The following is a 20,168-nucleotide window of genomic DNA, read 5'->3' as shown; positions in this document are numbered from 1 at the left end:
ACTTCAGAGGGCCGCGAGGGCGGCGTCCGCGACGCTTTCCAGCACGGACCGCTGCGGGGTGACGCGCGCCGAGACCTTCAGGCCTGCGATGGTCGCGATGACGAAGTGCGCGAGCGCGGCGGGGTCCTTGTCGCGGGCGATGTCGCCGTCGCGTTGCCCCGACTCGATCGCCGCACGGATCACCGCGAGGCGCAGCCGGTAGTCGCGGGCCAGGTCGTCCGCGACCTCCGGTTCGCGGGCGGCCACCTCGACGGCCGTATTGACGACGAGACAGCCCCGGCCTTCCGGGTCACGCTCGAACTCCTCGTCGATCACCCGCTGAAACTGCGTACGGATCTTCTGCCGGACCGGCAGGTCGCTCTCCATCAGGGCGGCCAGTTCGGCGTTCTTGTAGTCCATGTAGCGGGCCAGGGCGCGGTCGAAGAGGTCGCGCTTGCTCTTGAAGGTGTTGTAGATGCTGCTGCGGCCCAGGCCGGTGGCGTCGCACAGGTCCTGGGTGGACGTCGCCTCGTAGCCGGCGGTCCAGAACGCCTCCATCGCGGCGTCGACCGCCCGCTCCTCGTCGAACTTCCTCGGCCGGGCCATGGCATGGACGCTAACACGTTTTGGAACGCACGGTCCATTACTTGCTCTTACTTCCTCTTACTTGTTCGACGACGTCCAGGACGGGCTGCGGCCCGCGCGCCCGACGACCCGGTCGAGGAGCGGTGCGTCCTGCGGCACCTCGACGGGAGTTCCGAAGATCCCGTCAGCGCCCGGGCTGTCGCCCGTCGGCTCCAGCAGCTCGTACGACGACTGAAGGCTCGCGGCGTCGGGCGCGTACGGCCGGCCGATGGCGCGGGCCAGGTCCCAGCCGTGCACCACGATCTCGTTGAGGGCGACCCGCCCCGCGACCGCACCGGGCAGCGTGACGCCGCCCGCTTGGGTCATGCCCTGCCAGGCGTCGGGGCTGCGCCAGGCGGCGACGAGCTCGTCGAGCTGCTTCGGGAGGCGGGTGCGCCAGTCGTCTTCGAGTACAGGGAGGGCGGCTCCGGGGTCGGTGCCGGTCGTGGGGCCCAGCTCCTTCTTCGCCGCGTCGCGGAAGGCGGCGGTGAGGCCGACCAGGTGGGCCAGGAGATGGTGTACCGCGTACTTCTCGCAGGGGGTGGGCGCGGCGAGCCGGTCGTCCGTGACCCCGTCGAGCAGTCGGGCGAGCTGCCGGGCGGCCGGTTCGAAGTCGAGCATGCCGGGCGTGTCGAGCGTGGGCGCATTGAGTGTCATGACGCTGCCTCCGGTGGAGCGGACGATGCCTGCGCAGTGGTGACCGCCGCCCCCACCAGAACTCATCGGTGCGCCCCAGTTGCCGGCTGGACCGGCTGCGCGCTCATGGCTGCCGCAAGGCCGCCCGTACGAGCCCGAGGTCGGCGTCGGACGCCAGACCCGCGTGGTAGAGGCGCAGCTCGCTCGCCCCTAGCTCCGCCGCGCGAGCCGCGTCCCCGGCGAGCGTGGCGGGGCTGCCGCCCATGCCGGAGACGACACCGAGATTCGCCGCGACGACGCTCGCGGCGCCCGGGCGGCGGTGCTCCACGAAGGGCGCGAGCAGCTCCGGGCCACCGGCGCACGGCACCACCACGCCGTCCGCGACCCCGAGGATGTGCCGGGGATCGACACCCGCGTTCGCCCCGCAGTGGTACGCCGACGGATCGGCGTGCAGCAGCACCTGGAAGCCGGGGGGCGCGGCTGCCCGTACCGCCGCGACGGCCGATTCCTGGAGCGTACGGGCGACTCGGGTACGCCAGGCGAGGCTCGCGGCGGCGAGTCCGGGGCCGAGGAGCTTCTCGACGGCCGGCCACCCGGTCTCGGACGAGGACCCGGCGGCCCAGGCGGGATCGAGGGCGCGGCGTACGGCTTGCCGCAACTCATCGGCCTCGACGGCGAGTTCCGCGTAACCGGTCCGGCAGGCCCGGCAGAAGCAGAGCGACATGAGGTACTGCGCCGCGTCGCCGAGCCCCACCCCCGCGATCTTGTCGTGCGCGTGCAGATGCGCCAGGCCGTACCAGCCGCAGGACTCCAGCTCGGTGCCGCGCGCTCCGGGGCGTACGGCCGCTTCCGCCGCCAGCGCTGTCAGGTAGGCGCGTACGGCGGGCTGGGCGATGCACGGCGCCCAGGGGTAGCGGTCGCCGTACGCGTTGACGACGGAGGTGTCCGGATGGTCGGCGCCGAGGCGCGAGTTGTGCGCGAGGACGACCCAGGAGTGGACGTCGAGCCCGGCGGCCGCGAGCGCTTCGGCCGCCTCACCGTACGGATCGGCGGTCGGCGCCCAGTCCCCGGCGGCGTACGGCCGCAGGCTCCGCCCCGCCCAGCGGTCCTCGTCGACGGGGTAGAGCACGGCGGCGTGTGCGGCGGTCACGATGCGGTGGGCGGGGTGGCGCGGGGTGAGGGCGCGGGTCGAGTGGTAGGCGGAGGCGAGGGTGACCTGCTGGACGCCGAGGTCCGCGATGCGGGCGGCGGCATCCGGGTCGCCGACGACGTCCCAGGGGTAGAGGAAAGCGGCGGCCTTCACGCGCGCTCACCGCCCGCACCGCCCGCACCGACGCCGATCAGGGCACGGCCGCGCTCGATGAGCTCGGCCAGCATCTTGACGTGTACGGGGTCCGGTTCGCTGAGCGGCGGCCGTACTTCGCCGACCTCCAGGCCGGCGAGACGTACGCCCGCCTTGACGAGCGAGACGGCGTACCCGCGGCCGAGGTTGCGCAGCTCGACGAGCGGTGCGTAGAAGCCGTCGAGCAGGCGGTTGACGGTGTCGTCGTCGCCCGTGTTCAGCGCCCGGTGGAAGGCGAGCGCGATGTCGGGCGCGAAACAGAAGACGGCGGAGGAGTAGAGGGTGACGCCGATGCCCCGGTAGGCGAGGCCGGTGAGTTCGGCGGTGGGCAGGCCGTTGAAGAACAGGAAGGGGTGGCCGGGCGGCAGGTCGCGGCGTACGGCGCCGACGATGCGCTGCATCAGGTCGAGGTCGCCGTAACCGTCCTTGAGCCCGATGATGCCGGGCACGCGCGCGAGTCCGACGACGGTTTCGGGGGTGAAGACGGCGTTGTCACGCTGATAGACGATGACGTCGAGGGCGGTGGCGGCGGCCAGTTCGGTGTAGTGGCGCAGCAGCCCCTCCTGGTCGGCGACGACGAGGTACGGCGGCATGGCGAGCAGCCCGTCGGCGCCCGCTTCCTCGGCAGCCTTCGCGTACTGGACGGCGAGCGCGGTGCCGTAGCCGGTTCCGGCGACGACGGGGACCCGGCCGGCCGCCTCTTCCACGGCGGCGGCCACGCAGGTGCGGAACTCCTCCGGCGTCAGGGCGTGGAACTCGCCGGTGCCGCAGCAGGCGAAGACCGCGGCGGCGCCGGCCTCGATGCCGCCGCGTACATGGGAGCGGAAGGCGTCGACGTCGAGGCCGCCGTCCGGCCCGTACGCGGTGACGGGGAAGAAGAGCAGGCCGTCGAGTCGGCCGGCGAGCGGGGCTGAGGTCACGGGCGCTCCCTGTGCGTGCACAATTATGATCCACGTCTATATCCCTGAACGCCGTCACGCTAAGGCAGCCCTCTGGGGGCGGTCAAGACGGGAAACGCCAATACAGAGGCGGATTCAGCGCCTCCGCGCGACACTTGACGGGATTCGGCGCCACTCCCTAGCGTGTCCATGCATGTGAATCCTGTCCACCCACACGTCCACTGGGCCACCACTCTCACCGAGGAGATCCGCCGATGCCCGCACCCCGCACCGTCCTGCTGACCGGCGCCGCCGGAGGCATGGGCACCTTGATGCGCGGCCTCCTTCCGGCGTACGGCTACGAACTGCGGCTCTTCGACGCCACCCCCATAGAGGGCGAGCCGGACGCGATCACCGCCGATCTGGCGGACAAGGAGGCGCTGCGCGAGGCCGTGCGCGGCGTGGACGCGGTCATCCATCTCGCGGGCATCTCACTGGAGGCGTCCTTCGAGAAGATCCTGCGCTCCAACATCGAGGGGACGTACAACCTCTACGAGGCGGCCCGCGAGGAGGGCGTCGGCCGGATCGTTTTCGCCTCGTCCAACCACGCGGTCGGCTTCACCCCCGTCCCCGCCGAGGGCGCCCCCGTCGTCCCCGTCGGCACTCCGCACCGCCCTGACACCTTCTACGGCCTCTCCAAGGCCTTCGGCGAGGACCTGGCGCAGCTCTACTGGGATCTGCACGGCGTCGAGACCGTCTCGGTGCGGATCGGCTCCTGCTTCATGGAGCCCAGTTCGGTGCGGATGCTGTCGGTCTGGCTGAGCCCGGGGGACGGCGCCCGCCTCCTGCACGCAGCGCTCACCGCCGAGAACGTGGGCCACACCGTCGTCTACGGCTCCTCCGCCAACACCCGCCTGTGGTGGGACCTGACGTCCGCGCGGGCCATCGGGTACGAACCGCAGGACGACTCCGAGCAGTACGCCGAGAAACTCATCGCGGACCAGGGGGAACTCGACCCGGCCAACCCCGACCACGCGAACCTGGGCGGCCACTTCTGCACCAACCCGCCCCTGTGGCCGTACTGATAATCGCGCGACCCCGCAGGCTGCGAAGAATCACCCGCGCAACGGGTGACGGGTGAGGGAACGGCAAAGGGGCGTCGGTCGTTAGCTTTGGCATGACCGCAATGACCCCCGGCTCGAATATCCCGCTCTCCACCGCCCGCGTGGCCGTGGACGTTGCCGCCCCGGTGCGGCTCGACGTATCGGGCCTGCTGCTCACCGCCGACGGCAAGGTGCGCTCGGACGACGACTTCATCTTCTACAACCAGCCCTCCGGCCCCGGTGTCACCTACCGCTCCGGCGGCGGCACCGCCCCCGACGCGATCGTGGTGGACACCTCGGCGGTCCCGCCGGGCATCGAGAAGATCGTGGTCACGGCGAGCCCCGACGCCCCCGGCCAGACCTTCCAGGGCATCGAGCCCACCGCCACGGTGCGCGGCGCCGACGACGGCGTCCCGATCACCACGTTCACCCCGCCGCAGCTCGGGTCCGAGACGGCGCTGGTGATCGTGGAGATCTACCTCCGCAACGGCGCGTGGAAGGTGCGCGCGGTCGGTCAGGGTTACGCCAACGGGCTGGCCGGCATCGCCACGGACTTCGGCGTCTCGGTGGAGGAGCCCGCCGCCCCGGCCGCTCCCGCGCCCGCTCAGGCTCCCGTGGCGCCGCCCGCGCCTGCGGCGGCCGACCCGAGGATCGCGGCCGCCCCTGCGGCTCCTGCGGCTCCCGCCGCCCCGCCCGCGGCCCCCGCCCCGAGCGGGAAGATCAACCTCGACAAGGGCCGGGTCAGCCTCCAGAAGAACCAGACGGTCTCCCTGGTCAAGGGCGGCCGCCCGCTGCTCTCCCAGGTCAAGATGGGCCTCGGCTGGGAGCCGGCGTTCCGGGGCAAGGACATCGACCTCGACGCGTCCGTCATCGCGTACGACGGGAATCGCAAGCACCTGGACAGCTGCTACTTCGGCAAGCTGTCGATCCTGAACGGTGCCGTCAAGCACTCCGGTGACAACCTCACCGGCGAGGGGGCGGGCGACGACGAGGTGATCACCGTCGACCTCGGCCGCATCCCCGCGGAGGCGACGGGCCTGGTGTTCACGGTGAACTCCTTCACGGGACAGAAGTTCACCGAGGTGGCGAAGGCCTACTGCCGTCTGCTGGACGCGGCGACCGGTGAGGAACTGGTCCGCTTCGACCTGACGGGCGCCGAGCCGCAGACGGGGGTAATGATGGCCAAGCTGATCAAGCAGTTCTCTGGAGAATGGGAAATGACCGCGATGGGCGACTTCGTGAAGAGTCGCACCGTTCGCGGCATGGTCAAGCCGGCAGCCCAGGCCCTGTAGCGCTCGCGCGCCGCAGGGAAGCTAGAGCTTGGTCAGCTTGGTGAAGGGGCTCAGGATGCGGCCTTGCCGTCCTGCGAAGTCGATGAGAACGGCGGCTTCGCCTTCGACTGCGATGACCCTCCCGAGGCCGAACTGATCATGCGAGACCCGGTCGCCCACCTCGAAAACCTCGATCGGGGGGGCGTCCGCGGCGGGGACGTTGAAGGGACTGGACGGCAGGTAGCGCCGGGCTCCGGCTGACTTTGTCATTAGTTGAGAGTATGCGCCCCGCGAGGCCGCCACGCCATGCCCGCCCATGATCACTTCCCCCGAAGCCGGTCGGCGGCCCTCCCGGCCGCCGGCATCGGCACCCCGCGGAAGGCCGCTCCCGTAAGGCCTCCGGAGGTTGGCGACCAGGCGTTCCGGACAGAGGGTGACCGGGCCGCCACCCGGCGAGATTTCAGGGGCGGAACGGAAAAATCGCGGCACACGGCCTGGTCGGACCGCGCCGGGCGCCGGGCGCGGCCGACCCGCGTGACGATGACCACGCGGGGCCTCCCCGCGCTCGTAAAAGGTCTCCTGCGGAATGAAATTGGCGAACATCGAGCAAATAAAGCCCGGACCGCGCATCGGAATGATGCCCGCGGCCCCTGGGACCCCTTCGCGGGGACAGGTGAATTTCCCCGAACTCATGAGGGAAGCGCGGCAGAAACGGGGCAGAAACGGGGTGTCCGAGGTCGTTCCGAGAGGCCGCTGACGCGCCGAACGACCGCTCTGACCGCCGAGTTGTACTGCCCCGCAGCCGGTGGGCGGATTCGAATCCGCGACTTGACTGTGTTCGGAAGAGGTAACCGTTGTCCGGGCCCCGGTTACCCCATTGCAGCGCCTCCGGGCATCAACGGCGGCAAGGCTCAAGAGCCGTAATCATCCGGCCGCCACGACTTTTTCACCGGAAACACGAGAGAGCGCCAGGGGGCGCAACCGTCCGGCCGCCGTGAGCGTCGCAGATGACGTCCGGGACACTGGATCGCGATCAGGATCAAGATCGCCTCAAGATCACTGGACGGACCGGATCACCGGCGACCGTACGACCGTACGACCGGAAGGGACCACGGCATGGCCGAGCGCGCGGAGTACCGCATCGTCTCGCTGATCGGTGAGGGCGGTACGGGCCGTGTCCAGCTGGCGTGGACGCCCGCCGGCCGGCTGGTCGCCCTCAAGACCGTCCACGAGCATCTGACCGCCGCGCCGCGCTTCCGCGAGCGGTTCCGCCGCGAGGCCGCCGCCGCGCTCCGCGTCGGCGGGCCCTTCACCGCCACGGTCCTCGACGCCGGTACGGAGGACCAGCAGCCCTGGCTGGTGTCCGAGTTCTGCGTGGGGCCGCCGCTCGTGGAGGCGATCACCACGGCGGGCCCGCTCGGGCCCGCGGACCTGGGCACATTCGGTTCGGCGCTCGCCGTGGCCCTGTCCGCGATCCACGGCGCGGGGCCCGCGCTCCTCGACCTCAAGCCGGCCCACGTCCTGATCACCCACCGGGGTCCCAAGATCATCGACTTCGGCACGGTCGGACGCTCGGCGGGGCTGGACCCCGCAGGATCGGGCTTCAGCGGCTTCATCGCCCCCGAGGAACTGACGCCGGGCAGCCGGGCGGACACACCGGCCGATGTGTTCGCGCTGGGTGCCCTCCTCGCGCTGTCCAGCACGGGACGCAATCCGTTCGGGTCGGGCAGCGCCGCGCAGGTGACCCACCGGACCCTGCACGACACCCCCGACCTCGTCGGCGTACCGGGCGCCGAGTGGCCCGGCTTCCTCGCCGCCTGCCTGGCCACCGCCCCGGCCGACCGGCCGAGCATGCCCGAAGCCCTCGCCTGGTGCGCGGAGCGCGCCGCCCCCGTGCCGTGGTGGGAGCAGGAGCCACTGACCGGCCTCGTCCGCGAGCACGAGGACGCCCTGGCCGAGCTGCTCGCGGTCAGCGAAGGCGACGGCGCCGCCACGGACCGGTGATCGCGACCATGATCCCCGGGTCCTGGATGCCGGCAGTCGGGCCCAGGCTCGCGCGCGTATAAACGGGGGTTGAACAGAGCCCGTCGTACGAGAGGCCACCGTCATGCACCTGCCGCCGCCCCTCCCTCCGCCCCTGCCTGCCACTGGCCGCGGCGTCCTCGTCAGTGGAGCGTCGCGCGGTCTGGGCCGCGCGGTCGCCCACGCCTTCGCGGCGGGCGGCGACCGTGTCGCGGTCCACTACGGTTCGCGGCGCGAGGACGCTCTGCGGACCCTCGACGGTCTCCCCGGTACGGGCCATGTGCTGGCCGGCGGCGACCTGTCCGATGCGGCGGGCGCGGCCGCGGTGGCGGAGGTGGCGGCGGAGAGGCTCGGCGGCATCGACGTACTGGTGAACAACGCCGCCGTCAACGAGCGTCACCCGCTGGCGGAGACGCCGTACGACGCGTGGGCGGACGTATGGCAGCGCCATGTGTCCGTCAACCTGCTGGCGACGGCCAACCTGAGCCATCTCGCGGCGCGGCGCATGATCGACCAGGGTACGGCCGGCCGGATCATCAACATCGGCTCGCGCGGCGCGTTCCGCGGGGAGCCGGACCACCCGGCGTACGGAGCGACGAAGGCGGCGGTGCACGCGCGGACTTGAGGGCCCCCGCGCTGGAATTCGCCGCGCGCGGCTGGACTGCCGCTCGCGGCAACTCTCAGCCCCTCCGGCGTTTGAGGAGCGGGGTCTGGGGCGGAGCCCCAGCCACCCCCGGTGACTTCAGCCCGTCCGGCGTTTGAGGACCGGGGCCTGGGGCACCGCCCCAGTTCGGGAAGGGGCGGGTAGGGGAAAGCCCCGCAGGGCCACCCGCACCCGCCCCACCCACGCCCGCCCGTTCGCCCCTCAACCCGCCCTGCGCGACCTCGCCTTGAACGCCGCCTTCCGCGCCTCCTTCGCCGCCTTCTTGTCCGGGTGCAGCCGCCCCATCGCCTCCAGGACATCCGCCGTAGCCGGATGATCCACTCGCCACGCCGCGTCGAAGAAGCCACTGTGACGGCCGGTCAGCCCCGCCACCAGCCCCTGGAACTCGTCCGGTTCACCGTCCGCGTCGAGCTGCGCGGCAATCGTGTCGATGGCCAGCCAGAAGATCATCGACTCGGGCGGCGGCGGAACATCCGAAGCGCCGTGCTCGGCGAGCCAGACCCGGGCCAGGCCGCCCAGTTCCGCGTCGTCGAGCACCTCGCGCACCGCGTCCTCCGCCTCCGGACCGACGAGCGACAGCGCCTGCTGGCTGCGCAGCCTGCGCAGCGGCGCGCCGCGGTCGGTGCCCCGCGCGGCGGCGAGCAACTCGCGTGCGGCGGCAGCCGGTTCGCGCCGGGCGAGCCACATCTGCGTCTCGGCCCCGGCGGACGACTCGGGGAAGTACGCGATGCCGTCGAGCAGCGCCTCGGCGCCCTTGTCCGCGAGGTCGCCGACCGCGGGCGCGTCGACCCCCGCTTCGAGCATGCGGGCCCTGACCCCGTACAGACCGAGCGGCGTCAGCCCCACCATTCCGTACCGCGTCACGTCCTCGTCGTCCACGGGCGGCTCGGGCTCCGCGCCCTCCTCCGCCATCAGCGCCTCGTCGACCGGCTGGTAGGCGACAAGCCCGATCGGCTCCAGCACCCTGAACTGGTCGTCGAGCCGCATCATCGCGTCCGACACCTGCTCCAGTACGTCGTCGGTGGGCTCGCCCATGTCGTCGGGCACGATCATCGAGGCGGCGAGCGCGGGCAGCGGCACCGGGCCTTCGGCCGCGCCCTCGGAAACGGTCAGCAGATAGAGATTGCCCAGCACGCCCTCCAGGAAATCGACCTCCGCCTCCGGGTCCCACTCCAGCGCCTCGAAGTCGATCTGACCGTCGTCGTCGATGGCGCCCGCGAGATCGTCCAGGACGGGCGCGGTCGCGTCGGCGAAGACGGCGTCGAAGGCGTCGAGCCAGATGGCGAGTACGTCCTGCGGGCTCCCGGAGGTGAGCAGTGCCAGGTTCTCGCCGGCCGTGGCGGTGCCGAACGCTTCCTCTTCGCCCTCGTCGGGATCGGTGACCTCGACAAGGCCCGCGTCGACGGCGAGACGCCAGGCCTCACTCGCCTCCGCCGCGCCGTCCTCGTCGGCGGCCAGACCGAGGTGCTCGGCGGCCTCGGGCAGTTGCTCGTCGACGAGTTCGCCGCCCGCGCCGACCCGCGTGGCGGGCCCCGCCCACCGGGCGAGCCGCGCGGCGCGTGCGAGCAGCGGCGAGGTGAGCGCCTCTCGCGCCAGCTCGGCGTCGGAGTGGAGCCGCACCGGCGGCAGGGTCGGGCGGTCACCGGACATCTGGGGGTTCTCCTTGGCGCATGCGGGTCGGGCGGCCCTCAGCGTAGACGTATTTGACCCTATGCCACCGGGTTCATGTACCCGTCAGGATTCGTACATCCGGCAACCCTTGACAACCCCCAGGCGCACACAAGAGATTGACGCGCGTAGAACTACGTTTTGAGCCACGTTTCGCACCCCTCTCCACCCCTCATCCATCGCACTCGGAGCCACGTGATGACTGCCCGTTCCTCCTCGTCCCTCCCCAGATCCGCCGCCGTAGCGGCCGTAGTGGCCGCCGCACTGGCCTGCGGACTGCTGGCAAGCTCGTCCGCGTCAGCGTCAGCGTCAGCGTCAGTGTCCGCGTCCGCGTCCGCGGAGACCCGGATCCACGACATCCAGGGCACCACCCGAATATCCCCGCTCGCCGGTCAGCAGGTCGCCGACGTCTCCGGCATCGTCACGGGCGTGCGGACGTACGGCTCGAAGGGCTTCTGGTTCCAGGACCCGCAGTCCGACGCCAACGCCGCCACCAGCGAGGGCATCTTCGTCTTCACCGGCTCCGCGCCGACCGTCGCCGTCGGTGACGCCGTCAAGGTGTCGGGCACGGTGGGCGAGTACATCCCCGGCGGTACGTCGTCCGGCAACCAGTCGCTCACCCAGATCTCCAAGCCGACCGTGACCGTGGTCTCCTCGGGCAACGCCCTGCCCGCGCCGGTCACCGTCTCGGCGAAGTCCGTTCCGTCCGTGTACGCCCCCGAAGGCGACCCGGCGGCGGGCGGCAGCATCAACGCGCTGCCGCTGGACCCGTCGGCGTACGCCCTCGACTACTACGAGTCGCTGGAGGGCACCAACATCCGCATCGGCTCGTCGCGCGTGGTCGGCGCGACCGACCCGTACTCGGCGCTGTGGGTCACGGTGAAGCCGGAGGAGAACGACAACCGGCGCGGCGGTGCGGTCTACGGCTCGTACACCTCGCAGAACACCGGCCGCCTTCAGATCCAGCAGCTCGCGCCGATCTCGCAGCAGCCCTTCCCCAAGGCGAACGTCGGGGATGTGCTGTCGGGTACGACCGAAGGCCCCCTGGACTTCAACCAGTTCGGCGGCTACACCCTCACGGCCCGCACCCTCGGTACGGTCACCGACCGCGGCCTGGAGCGCGAGTCGACCCGCCCGCAGCGCCGCGGCGAGCTGGCGGTGGCGACGTACAACGTCGAGAACCTCGACCCGAGCGACCCACAGGCGAAGTTCGACGCGCTGGCCGCGGCGGTCGTCGACAACCTCGCCTCGCCCGACATCCTCGCCCTGGAGGAGATACAGGACAACAACGGCGCGAAGAACGACGGCACGGTCTCCGCCGAGGAGACGCTGAAGAAGTTCACGGCGGCGATCGCGGCGGCCGGCGGCCCCTCGTACGCCTGGCGCACGGTCGACCCGGTCAACAACAAGGACGGTGGCGAGCCCGGCGGCAACATCCGCCAGGTCTTCCTCTTCAACCCCGAGCGGGTCTCCTTCACCGACCGCGGCGCCGGCGACGCCACCACCGCGACCGGTGTCGTGCGGGAGAAGGGCCACGCGGCCCTGACCCTGTCCCCCGGCCGGATCGACCCGGCGAACGCGGCCTGGGAGAACAGCCGCAAGCCGCTGGCCGGCGAGTTCACCTTCCGCGGCCGTACGGTCTTCGTGATCGCCAACCACTTCGGCTCGAAGGGCGGCGACGAGGGTCTGGCGTCGCACCGCCAGCCGCCGGTACGCAAGTCGGAGGTCAAGCGGCTGGAGCAGGCGCAGGCGGTCAACGCCTTCGTCAAGGACATCCTCAAGGCGCAGCGCAACGCGGACGTGCTGGTCCTGGGTGACATCAACGACTTCGAGTTCTCGGCGACGACGAAGGCCCTGACGTCCGGCGGCGCGCTCTACCCGGCCGTCAAGTCCCTGCCGCGCTCGGAGCGTTACTCGTACGTCTTCCAGGGCAACAGCCAGGTCCTGGACCAGATCCTGACCAGCCCGTCGATCGACGACTTCTCGTACGACAGCGTGCACATCAACGCGGAGTTCGCCGAGCAGAACAGCGACCACGACCCGCAGGTGCTGCGCTTCCGCCCGTAGCGGCCGCTGCACGCCCGCGCTGAACGAGCTGAAGCTCAGCGCGGGCGTACCGACGAACGGGACGGGCCCGGAAGGGAATTGGTCCGCGCAGACACAGGTGCGTCGGCCGGACGGGTTGAGGTCAGGCCCGGTTGCCGGCGGCCGGGGCGGCCGGGGTCTCCCGCTCCCGCTGCTTGCGCCACTCCGGGGCCAGGACCGCCCAGACCTCCTCGTCATGGCGTACGCCCCGGTAGAGGTAGCTCTCGCGCAGCGCCCCTTCGCGGACCATGCCGAGGCGCTTGGCGACTTTGAGGCTGGGCGTGTTGTCGGAGCCGGCGATCCACTCCACCCGGTACATGCCGCGCTCCTCGACCGCCCAGTCGACGAGGACCCGGATCGCGCGGGTGATCAGGCCGCGCCCGACCACCGCCTCCTCCAGCCAGCAGCCGACCTCGCAGTTTCCGGTCGCGGTGTCGAAGATCCGGAACATGACGCCGCCGACGAGCGTGCCGTCGGTCCAGATGCCGTAGAGGCGCCCGGAGTCGGCGGCGGCCTTGTCGGCGTACCGCTGCAGGAACGAGGTGGCGGACGCCAGGTCGGTGACGTGGTCGGGGAGCTCGACGAAGCGGCCGATGTGCTCGCGGCCGCGGTCCATGTGGGCCAGGAACTCCTCGGCGTTCCACGGCTCCAGGGGGCGCAGTTCGGCGCCGTCGTCACCCAGCGGTATCGCGAACATCCTGCTCCTTCGGCGTGCGGTTTCCTCGGGAGAGCAGCCTAGGCTGGCCAGATGACCACTGCCCAGCCGACACCGCCCGCGACCCGGCTGCTGCGCGCCCGCGCCCAGGGGGTCGGGAGCGGCTGGCGCGGGCGGTCCGTGGCCGAGGTGCTGGGGCGGGCCTTCGCCGTGCAGGCGCAGGACGCGGCGGCGGCGGCGCTCGGGATCCGGGCGCGCTCGTCGGAGCTCACCGCGGCGGACGTGGTCCGGGCGACGGACGTCGAGCGCAGCGTCGTACGGAACTGGTTCATGCGCGGCACGCTGCACCTGGTGCCGGCGGCCGATGTGCGGTGGCTGACGTCGCTTCTCGGGCCGGTGTTCCTGCGGCTGAGCGAGCGGCGGTATCGCGAGCTCGGGCTCGACGACCGGGACCTGCTCCGGGCCGAGCGGGTGATCACGTCGGCGCTGGGCGAAGGTCCCGTGTCGCGGGCGGAGTTGAGCGGGCGGCTGGCGGCGGCCGGGTTTGGCAACGGGGGCGGACAGGTGGCGGTTCATCTGCTGCGCCGGTGCGCCTTGTCGGGCCTGATCTGCCACGGTCCGACGGTCGAAGGGGAGCCATCCTTCGTGCTGCTCGACGAGTGGATGGGGAGCGCCGGGGCGCCCGCCGTCACGGCGGAAGTCGCGGCGGAGGATGCGGCGGTCGAGCTGGTACGCCGCTATCGCGCCGCGCACGGACCGGCCGCCCCGGAGGATTTCGCCGCCTGGTCGGGGCTTTCGGTGACGGTGGCGCGGCGGGCGTGGAGCTCGGGGCCGTACGAGGCCGAGGCCGAGGCCGAAGCCGAAGTGGAAGTGGAAGTGGAACCTGCCGAGGCGGTGGGCGACGTACGGCTGTTGCCGGCGTACGACAACTACCTGGTGGGCTACCGCACCCGTGCCCTGTCCGTACCGCCCGCCTTCGAGCGGCTGGTGCACCCCGGCGGCGGACAGCTGCGCGCCACCGTCATCGTGGACGGTCTGGCCTGCGCGACCTGGAGCCGGCGCGTCGGGCGACCGGTCTCGGTCACCCCCTTCGAGGAGCTGCCGGCGCCGGTGCGCACGGGCCTCGCGGCCGAGCAGGCGGACATCCTGCGCTTTCTCGGCGAGCGGTAGCGGCAACGGCAGCGGTAGCGGTAGGCCGTGTCAGAATCCTGGTCGTGATCTTCCGTACCGCGACCCGCCAGGACCTGCCGGCCATACTCGCCCTCCTCGCCGAGGAGGAGCAGGTCGTCGACCCCGCGTCCGTCGTCGTAGACGCGGCGTACGAGCGGGCCTTCGAGGCGATCGACAGCGACAGCCGCAACGAAATGCTGGTGCTGGCGCTGGCGCTGGCCGACGAGACCGGCACGACCGTGCTGGGCTGCCTCCAGGCGACGTACATCCCGGGCCTCGGCAAGCACGGGGCCGAGCGGGCCCTCATCGAGGCGGTACGGGTCAGGGCGGACCGGCGCGGCGGCGGGCTGGGGCGCGAGCTGATCAAGCACGCCGTTGAACGCGCCCGCGAGCGTGGCTGCGCACTGGTCCAGCTGACGAGCAACAAACGTCGCACGGAGGCACACCGCTTCTACGCGTCGCTCGGATTCGAGCGCAGCCACGACGGGTTCAAGCTCGCCCTCTGAGGCGGGGCGGGCGGGCCAAGGTCAGCCGGTGGCTGCCGCGTGCCAGGCGGTCAGGGTGAGTTCGTCCACCGTACGGACATCGCTGCCCTCCAGCGGAAACGTCCGCGCCTTCTCGCCGGCGGCCGGGGCGATCGCAAGGGCGGACGCCTGCTGCAGTCGTCCGGTCTTGGGGTTGCTCGTCCAGGAGAGGAGCGACCGCACGCTCTCGCCGGGGGCGAGGATCACCGAAGTGGGGCCTTTGTCAGCGCCCATGTACGAGGAACCGCGCTTCACCCACACGTCGAGTACCTTGCCGTCGGTTCCCAATGCCTGGACGCTGGGGTAGCCGAAGACCTGGTAGGGGTCCTTGCCGCAGTTGGTCAGGGTGAGTCCGACGGCCCGGTGGCCGAGGGCCGCCTGCACCTCGCCCATGGCTACTTCGGGCTGCCCGGACGAGCAGCCGGCCGGCCGGGGCCCCGCCGAGGGAGACCCGGAGGCCGGCGGGGCAGGGGCAGGCGCAGCAGTGGCGCTCCGTGTCGGAACCGGCCTCGGCGTGGGCCCCGGCTCCCCCTCACCGTCCGGTACGAGGAAATCGCACCCCGACAGTGCGATCACCCCCGCGACCATCCAGGCCACCGCCCCACCGCTTCGGCGTACGCCCACGCTCCCACTCCCCCACCTCGGTGTCACAACAAGTGCCCGCCACCGTCGACGAGCAGCACTTCCCCGGTGATGTACGCGGCGCGAGTGAGGTCGTACACCGCCTCCGCGATGTCCTCCGGTTTGCCGACCCGGCGCAGCGGCACCGCCCCCGCCACCTCCGCCATCGCCTTGTCCGCGCCCTCCACCCCGTCGAACCACGGGGTGTCGATCAGGCCGGGGGCGACCGCGTTGACCCGTACCTCCGGACCCAGGGTCTTGGCCAGCAGCTTCGTCATGTGGTTCACGGCCGCCTTGCTGACGGCGTACGGGATGGAGCTGCCGCCCGGCCGTACGCCCGCCTGCGAGGACACGTTGACCACGCATCCCGCGCCGCCCGGTGCCGCCCGCAAGTGCGTGGCCGCGGCCGTGATCGTCTGCCAGACGCCGATGACGTTGACGTCGAAGATGTCCCGCCAGACGTCAGGACCAGCGGCTTCGAGATCGTGGTGCGGGATGAAACGCGTCGTACCCGCGCTGTTGACCAGGATGTCGAGGCGTCCGTACGCCGCGACCGCCTCCGCCACGAGCCGCTTCGCGTCGTCCTCCACGGCCACATTGGCCTGGACGTAACGGGCGCCGGGCAGTTCACCGGCGAGTGCCTGCCCCGCCTCGGCCGAGTGGGCGGAGTTGACGATCACCCGGACTCCCGCGGCGGCGAGCCGGCGGGCGACGGCCGCGCCGATCCCCGACGACGAACCCGTCACGAGTGCCACACGCTCTTCGCTCATCGAGCAGTACCTCCCCTTGATACGGCCTGCCGCGCCCCAGCGATCATGCCAGATTGTTCAGCACTGCTTGCTGTTCACCCCAAGCAGATCTAAGTGGACCTTCACCGTCCGGCGGGCCGAGACTGCCCGTATGACCGCATCAGGCCCTTTCGGGCGCGCCCTGTGCGCAATGATCACGCCCTTCACCTCAGCAGGAGCACTGGACCTTGACGGCGCCCAGTCGCTCGCCGACCGCCTGGTCTCCGCAGGCGGCTGCGAGGGCCTGGTCCTGAACGGCACCACCGGCGAGTCCCCGACCACCACCGACGCCGAGAAGAGCGCGCTCGTACGGGCCGTGTCCGAGGCGGTCGGTGACCGGGCGTCGGTCCTCGCGGGCGTAGGCAGCGCCGACACGCGCCACACGGTCGAGCTGGCACAGGCGGCCGAACAGGCGGGAGCTGACGGCCTGTTGGTGGTCACGCCGTACTACAGCCGACCGCCGCAGGACGCCGTGGAAGCGCACTTCCGGCGGGTCGCGGACGCGGTCGGCGTCCCGCTGATGCTGTACGACATCCCCGGCCGTACCGGCACCCGCATCGAGGTCGAGACCATGCTGCGCCTCGCCGGGCACCCGCGTATCACCGCGGTGAAGGACTGCGCGTACGACCTGCTGGGCAGCGCCACGCCCGAACCGCTCTCGCCTACTACTCGGGCAGCGAAGAACTCAACCTGCCGCTCTACGCGTTGGGCGGCGCGGGCTATGTCAGTACGGTCGCCAACTCCGCGCCCCGCGCGATGCGGGCGGTCCTCGACGCGTACGACGCCGGAGACACGGCGGGCGCCACCCGCGCCCACCAGGCCACTCTGCCCCTCATCACGCTCACGATGGCATCGGGCCTGCCCGGCACCGTCACCACGAAGGGCCTGCTCGGCGCGCGCTCGGCCTGCCGGCGGGACCGGTCAGGGAACCACTGCGGCCCGCCGACCGGGCGACGGTCGACGGGCTGCTCAAGGCGTACGAAAGTCTGAACCGGCGGCAGACTCAGCCCGACATGTAGGTCTTGCCGAGGATGGTGGCGTGCTCCAGGACGTCCTCCATCGGGTCGTCGATCTGGCCCACGGACAACAGCATCACGCGAGGCGCGTTGTGCGAGTTGTTGTGCGTCTCGTCGGCGTGCACCGCCCCGGCCGGCAGCCCCACCGCCATGAGAACCACGCCGCATCCGGTGATCCATCGGGCAAGTGCTCGCGCGTGCTGTGTCGTCATGCGGTTCCCTCGCCGTGCGTCTGATTCTTCGTCCGATGTGTCGACCTGCTTATCCACCCGAACGGCCCAGAGGTCACGCAAGGTCCTCCGTGAGAGTGCGGTGTACGGCCACCAGTACGGCGCACACACGGCGGCTCGCCGCTAGGAGGACCCGCCCTCCCACTGCCGTGGCCAGTTGCCGGACGGTGGCGGCGGGCCCGGAACGCTCAGGTCGCGGCGTGCACACGCATAGAACTCATCACGCGCCGCGCTCACCTGGCTCTCGGCCTGGGCCCAGCCTTCGAAGTCGGTGCGCTGGCCTCGGGCGTACAGCTCATAGATCCAGACCGACTCGTGCCACGCGCGTGCGGCTTTGACCGTGTCGGCATCACCGATCAGCAGTACGGCTTCCCACTCCGCCGACCGCTTCGACTCGGCGTCCGCGAGCAACCGCATCCCCTCGTCCACATCGATCGGGTCGAGCACGGTCTGGAAGCCGCGTGCGGCTCCGAGGCGCTGTGCGATGCGTATCTGAGTCTTGAGGGTGTTGGCATAGCCCGTGTAAATCTCGAACCGCTTCTCGTCCCAGCGCTCCGCCCGGCCGCGACGCCATCGATTCCGCTCTATGAGAGCCGCCGCGGTGTACGAGCCGGCCGAGCCCACCACCACACCGATCAGCGCCGGCATCTGATCCAGAAACGCCACCTGTCTCCCCCTGCGTGTCAGGTGCTGAGAAGACGGCTGTCGAAGCCTGCGGCAACGAGAGATTCGTACGCGCTACGCACGTCCTCCGGCACATCCTGCTCGATGGCGAATCCGAGCTTCGGATACTCAATCACCCGCTGGAGGCCCCCGACAAGCATGTCGAGGACGAGCTTTTCGTCACCGATTCTCTTGAGGTAGCCGTCAAAACTCACTGGCTCCGAAGCACAGACAACCTCCACCTCCGGCCACACCCTGCGGGCGGTGGCAAAGGACCGCCGCTCCATGCCGGGCCTGGAGACCAGCAACACCGTGGAGGGCGTGATCCCGGCATCGGCCAGAACCTGCCGGGAGAAGGCGATGTTCTGCCCGGTGTTCGCCGCGTTCGGCTCCAGCACGATCGCCGAGTCGGGAACACCGAGCTCAAGCACGCGCTCGCGGAAGTGCACGGCCTCACCACGCGGGAAGAGCGCTGCGCTGGGACGACCGCTGCCGCCGGTGAACACAAGGGTGGGGAACAGCCCGGCGTGATACAGCTCGGCGCAGAAGGAGGCCACCCCAAGATCGTTGCTGCCCAGACCGACAGCGACATCGACCTTCCGCAGCCGGTGCCCCATGTGGTGGTAGTCCCAGATCAGCTTCGCTTGCCTGAACTGGTCTTCGCTGATCACCCGCGTCACTCCTTGCTCACCGTGGCCAGGACTGGCGGCCGGATACGGCCAGTAAACCGTGCCGGAGCCCACCCGGTCCTCGCGTCGAGTTCGCAACGCACGTACCCAGCTGCGAGCAGGTACTCCGTATCGCTCGCGCTCGGGGTCCCGCTCTCCGACCTCATCAGGCAGTAGGCCCGCCCGCTGCCAGTTCCGCCAATCGAGCGGGTCAGTGTCGGCGCCCCCTGCCCTCCCGAAGGCATACAGGTTGAGCGCCCTCCCGGTGCCGTCTACGGCCGGGGAGGGCGCTCAATGGTGCGCTTGATCAGTTGTGGGTGTGGAGGATTTCGTTCAGGCCGCCCCAGACCGCGTTGTTCGGGCGGGCCTCGACGGTGCCGGTTACCGAGTTGCGGCGGAAGAGGATGTTGCTGGCGCCGGACAGTTCGCGGGCCTTGACGATCTGGCCGTCGGGCATCGTGACGCGGGTGCCCGCCGTCACGTACAGGCCCGCCTCGACCACGCACTCGTCGCCGAGCGCGATGCCGACGCCCGCCTCGGCGCCGACCAGGCAGCGCTCGCCGATGGTGATGCGTACGTTGCCGCCGCCGGAGAGGGTGCCCATGGTGGACGCGCCGCCGCCGATGTCGGTGCCGTCTCCGATGACGACGCCCGCGGAGATGCGGCCCTCGACCATGGAGGTACCGAGCGTGCCGGCGTTGAAGTTGACGAAGCCCTCGTGCATGACGGTGGTTCCGGAGGCGAGGTGCGCGCCGAGGCGGACGCGGTCCGCGTCGGCGATACGGACGCCCGACGGGGCGACGTAATCCGTCATGCGCGGGAACTTGTCCACCGAGGTCACCTGGAGGTGCAGGCCCTCGGCGCGGGCGTTCAGCCGCACCGTCTCCAGCTGGTCGACGGCGACCGGGCCGAGCGAGGTCCAGGCGACGTTGGCGAGGAGGCCGAAGACGCCGTCCAGGTTCTGGCCGTGCGGCTGGACCAGGCGGTGCGAGAGGAGGTGGAGGCGCAGGTACGCGTCGTGGGCGTCCAGCAGCTTGTCGTCGAGCGAGGCGATGACCGTACGGACGGCGACGACCTCGACGCCGCGGCGGGCGTCGGGGCCGACGGCCTTCGGCGCGGAGGCGCCGAGCAGCTCGGCGGCCCGCTCGGCGGTGAGGCGCTCGGTGCCGGCGGGGCCGGGCTCCGCGACAAGCTCGGGGGAGGGGAACCAGGTGTCGAGGACAGTGCCGTCCGCGGCGATGGTGGCGAGGCCGGCGGCGACAGCGCCGGTGGTGCGAGTAGCAGTAGCAGTCGTATCGGTCATGCCTGAACGCTAACCGGGACTGGCACACAGAGGCGAACCGGTCCCGGATGCCGGGCGCCGACCCGCCCCCCGGGGCGGAAATCAGCTGGTCCGGCGCTGGCCGACCGGGTCCGGGGGCGAGCCCCGGCTACCGCCCCGACGTACGGCCGCCCAGCCGCCCCGCCGCGATCACCGCGCCCCCCGCCGTCCATGCCGTGGCCGGGGTCACGATCCGCGAGTTCCAGCGAGCGTCGAGGCGGCGCTGAACACAATCCACCG

The 20,168-nt window shown here is 71.2% G+C and carries 20 protein-coding genes and 2 pseudogenes; 8 read left to right on the top strand and 14 right to left on the bottom strand.

What is annotated here, in order from left to right; all coding sequences use genetic code 11:
- Window positions 1–3: 3 nt before the first annotated feature.
- The 4 genes from J7E96_RS09485 to J7E96_RS09470 form a co-directional block, all read right to left on the bottom strand.
- Window positions 4–585, bottom strand: coding sequence for a TetR/AcrR family transcriptional regulator (locus J7E96_RS09485; RefSeq protein WP_215129455.1), 582 nt, complete (start codon window positions 583–585; stop codon window positions 4–6).
- A gap of 57 nt (window positions 586–642) precedes the next feature.
- Window positions 643–1,260, bottom strand: a complete 618-nt coding sequence (locus tag J7E96_RS09480) for a TIGR03086 family metal-binding protein (RefSeq protein ID WP_251069625.1) — start codon at window positions 1,258–1,260, stop codon at window positions 643–645.
- A gap of 103 nt (window positions 1,261–1,363) precedes the next feature.
- Window positions 1,364–2,542: a hypothetical protein gene (locus tag J7E96_RS09475; RefSeq protein WP_215129453.1), complete on the bottom strand. Its 1,179-nt coding sequence runs from the start codon at window positions 2,540–2,542 to the stop codon at window positions 1,364–1,366.
- Window positions 2,539–3,501, bottom strand: coding sequence for a 5-dehydro-4-deoxyglucarate dehydratase (locus tag J7E96_RS09470; RefSeq protein WP_215129451.1), 963 nt, complete (start codon window positions 3,499–3,501; stop codon window positions 2,539–2,541). Before J7E96_RS09470 ends, J7E96_RS09475 begins: the two co-directional genes overlap by 4 nt.
- Window positions 3,502–3,734: 233 nt before the next feature.
- Between J7E96_RS09470 and J7E96_RS09465 the strand changes: the two genes are divergently transcribed.
- Together J7E96_RS09465 and J7E96_RS09460 are read left to right on the top strand one after the other, a co-directional pair.
- Window positions 3,735–4,544, top strand: a complete 810-nt coding sequence (locus J7E96_RS09465) for an NAD(P)-dependent oxidoreductase (protein ID WP_215129449.1) — start codon at window positions 3,735–3,737, stop codon at window positions 4,542–4,544.
- A 92-nt stretch (window positions 4,545–4,636) separates the two neighbouring features.
- A complete protein-coding gene (locus J7E96_RS09460; RefSeq protein ID WP_215129447.1) occupies window positions 4,637–5,854 on the top strand; it encodes a TerD family protein in 1,218 nt (405 codons plus the stop codon).
- 21 nt (window positions 5,855–5,875) lie between these two features.
- On the opposite strand, the gene J7E96_RS09455 is transcribed toward J7E96_RS09460, so the two are convergent.
- A complete protein-coding gene (locus J7E96_RS09455; protein ID WP_028814330.1) occupies window positions 5,876–6,103 on the bottom strand; it encodes a hypothetical protein in 228 nt (75 codons plus the stop codon).
- A gap of 846 nt (window positions 6,104–6,949) precedes the next feature.
- Here J7E96_RS09455 and J7E96_RS09450 point away from each other — a divergent pair.
- Window positions 6,950–7,837 (top strand): serine/threonine-protein kinase, encoded by an 888-nt coding sequence (locus J7E96_RS09450; protein WP_215129445.1) that lies wholly within the window; start codon window positions 6,950–6,952, stop codon window positions 7,835–7,837.
- 103 nt (window positions 7,838–7,940) lie between these two features.
- Window positions 7,941–8,471: pseudogene (locus J7E96_RS09445) on the top strand (SDR family NAD(P)-dependent oxidoreductase); the annotation flags it as partial.
- A gap of 249 nt (window positions 8,472–8,720) precedes the next feature.
- On the opposite strand, the gene J7E96_RS09440 reads toward J7E96_RS09445, so the two are convergent.
- A complete protein-coding gene (locus J7E96_RS09440) occupies window positions 8,721–10,169 on the bottom strand; it encodes a hypothetical protein (RefSeq protein ID WP_215129443.1) in 1,449 nt (482 codons plus the stop codon).
- Window positions 10,170–10,385: 216 nt separating this feature from the next.
- On the opposite strand from J7E96_RS09440, the gene J7E96_RS09435 reads away from it, so the two are divergent.
- A complete protein-coding gene (locus J7E96_RS09435) occupies window positions 10,386–12,254 on the top strand; it encodes an endonuclease/exonuclease/phosphatase family protein (RefSeq protein WP_215129441.1) in 1,869 nt (622 codons plus the stop codon).
- Window positions 12,255–12,375: 121 nt separating this feature from the next.
- Here the strand turns inward: J7E96_RS09435 and J7E96_RS09430 are convergent, their stop codons facing one another.
- A complete protein-coding gene (locus J7E96_RS09430; RefSeq protein ID WP_215129439.1) occupies window positions 12,376–12,969 on the bottom strand; it encodes a GNAT family N-acetyltransferase in 594 nt (197 codons plus the stop codon).
- Between the two features lie 51 nt (window positions 12,970–13,020).
- On the opposite strand from J7E96_RS09430, the gene J7E96_RS09425 reads away from it, so the two are divergent.
- Both J7E96_RS09425 and J7E96_RS09420 read left to right on the top strand, forming a co-directional pair.
- Window positions 13,021–14,097 (top strand): winged helix DNA-binding domain-containing protein, encoded by a 1,077-nt coding sequence (locus tag J7E96_RS09425; RefSeq protein WP_215129437.1) that lies wholly within the window; start codon window positions 13,021–13,023, stop codon window positions 14,095–14,097.
- A gap of 44 nt (window positions 14,098–14,141) precedes the next feature.
- Window positions 14,142–14,603 (top strand): GNAT family N-acetyltransferase, encoded by a 462-nt coding sequence (locus J7E96_RS09420; protein ID WP_215129435.1) that lies wholly within the window; start codon window positions 14,142–14,144, stop codon window positions 14,601–14,603.
- 21 nt (window positions 14,604–14,624) lie between these two features.
- Here the strand turns inward: J7E96_RS09420 and J7E96_RS09415 are convergent, their stop codons facing one another.
- Window positions 14,625–15,209, bottom strand: coding sequence for a DUF4232 domain-containing protein (locus J7E96_RS09415; RefSeq protein ID WP_215129534.1), 585 nt, complete (start codon window positions 15,207–15,209; stop codon window positions 14,625–14,627).
- A gap of 59 nt (window positions 15,210–15,268) precedes the next feature.
- Window positions 15,269–16,012, bottom strand: coding sequence for an SDR family NAD(P)-dependent oxidoreductase (locus tag J7E96_RS09410; protein WP_215129433.1), 744 nt, complete (start codon window positions 16,010–16,012; stop codon window positions 15,269–15,271).
- A gap of 169 nt (window positions 16,013–16,181) precedes the next feature.
- Here J7E96_RS09410 and dapA point away from each other — a divergent pair.
- A pseudogene (gene dapA, locus J7E96_RS09405) lies at window positions 16,182–17,049 on the top strand (4-hydroxy-tetrahydrodipicolinate synthase).
- On the opposite strand, the gene J7E96_RS09400 reads toward dapA, so the two are convergent.
- The 5 genes from J7E96_RS09400 to J7E96_RS38130 form a co-directional block, all read right to left on the bottom strand.
- Complete coding sequence (locus tag J7E96_RS09400; protein ID WP_215129543.1) at window positions 17,034–17,258, bottom strand: hypothetical protein; 225 nt, start codon at window positions 17,256–17,258, stop codon at window positions 17,034–17,036. The pseudogene dapA and the gene J7E96_RS09400 overlap by 16 nt on opposite strands.
- A 141-nt stretch (window positions 17,259–17,399) precedes the next feature.
- Window positions 17,400–17,942 carry a hypothetical protein gene (locus J7E96_RS09395; protein WP_308295891.1) on the bottom strand — a complete coding sequence of 181 codons (543 nt, stop codon included), beginning with the start codon at window positions 17,940–17,942 and terminating at the stop codon, window positions 17,400–17,402.
- Between the two features lie 17 nt (window positions 17,943–17,959).
- Window positions 17,960–18,556, bottom strand: coding sequence for a YdcF family protein (locus J7E96_RS09390; protein WP_215129532.1), 597 nt, complete (start codon window positions 18,554–18,556; stop codon window positions 17,960–17,962).
- 358 nt (window positions 18,557–18,914) lie between these two features.
- On the bottom strand, window positions 18,915–19,910 hold the full coding sequence (gene dapD / locus J7E96_RS09385) for a 2,3,4,5-tetrahydropyridine-2,6-dicarboxylate N-succinyltransferase (protein ID WP_215129431.1): 996 nt from the start codon (window positions 19,908–19,910) through the stop codon (window positions 18,915–18,917).
- A gap of 127 nt (window positions 19,911–20,037) precedes the next feature.
- Window positions 20,038–20,166, bottom strand: a complete 129-nt coding sequence (locus J7E96_RS38130) for a hypothetical protein (protein WP_285439432.1) — start codon at window positions 20,164–20,166, stop codon at window positions 20,038–20,040.
- Window positions 20,167–20,168: the final 2 nt, after the last annotated feature.

Source organism: Streptomyces sp. ISL-96 (genome assembly GCF_018614035.1).
Classification (GTDB): Bacteria; Actinomycetota; Actinomycetes; order Streptomycetales; family Streptomycetaceae; genus Streptomyces.
The sequence above is the reverse complement of the archived record's forward strand: the minus strand, read 5'-3'. Positions and strand labels throughout refer to the sequence as shown.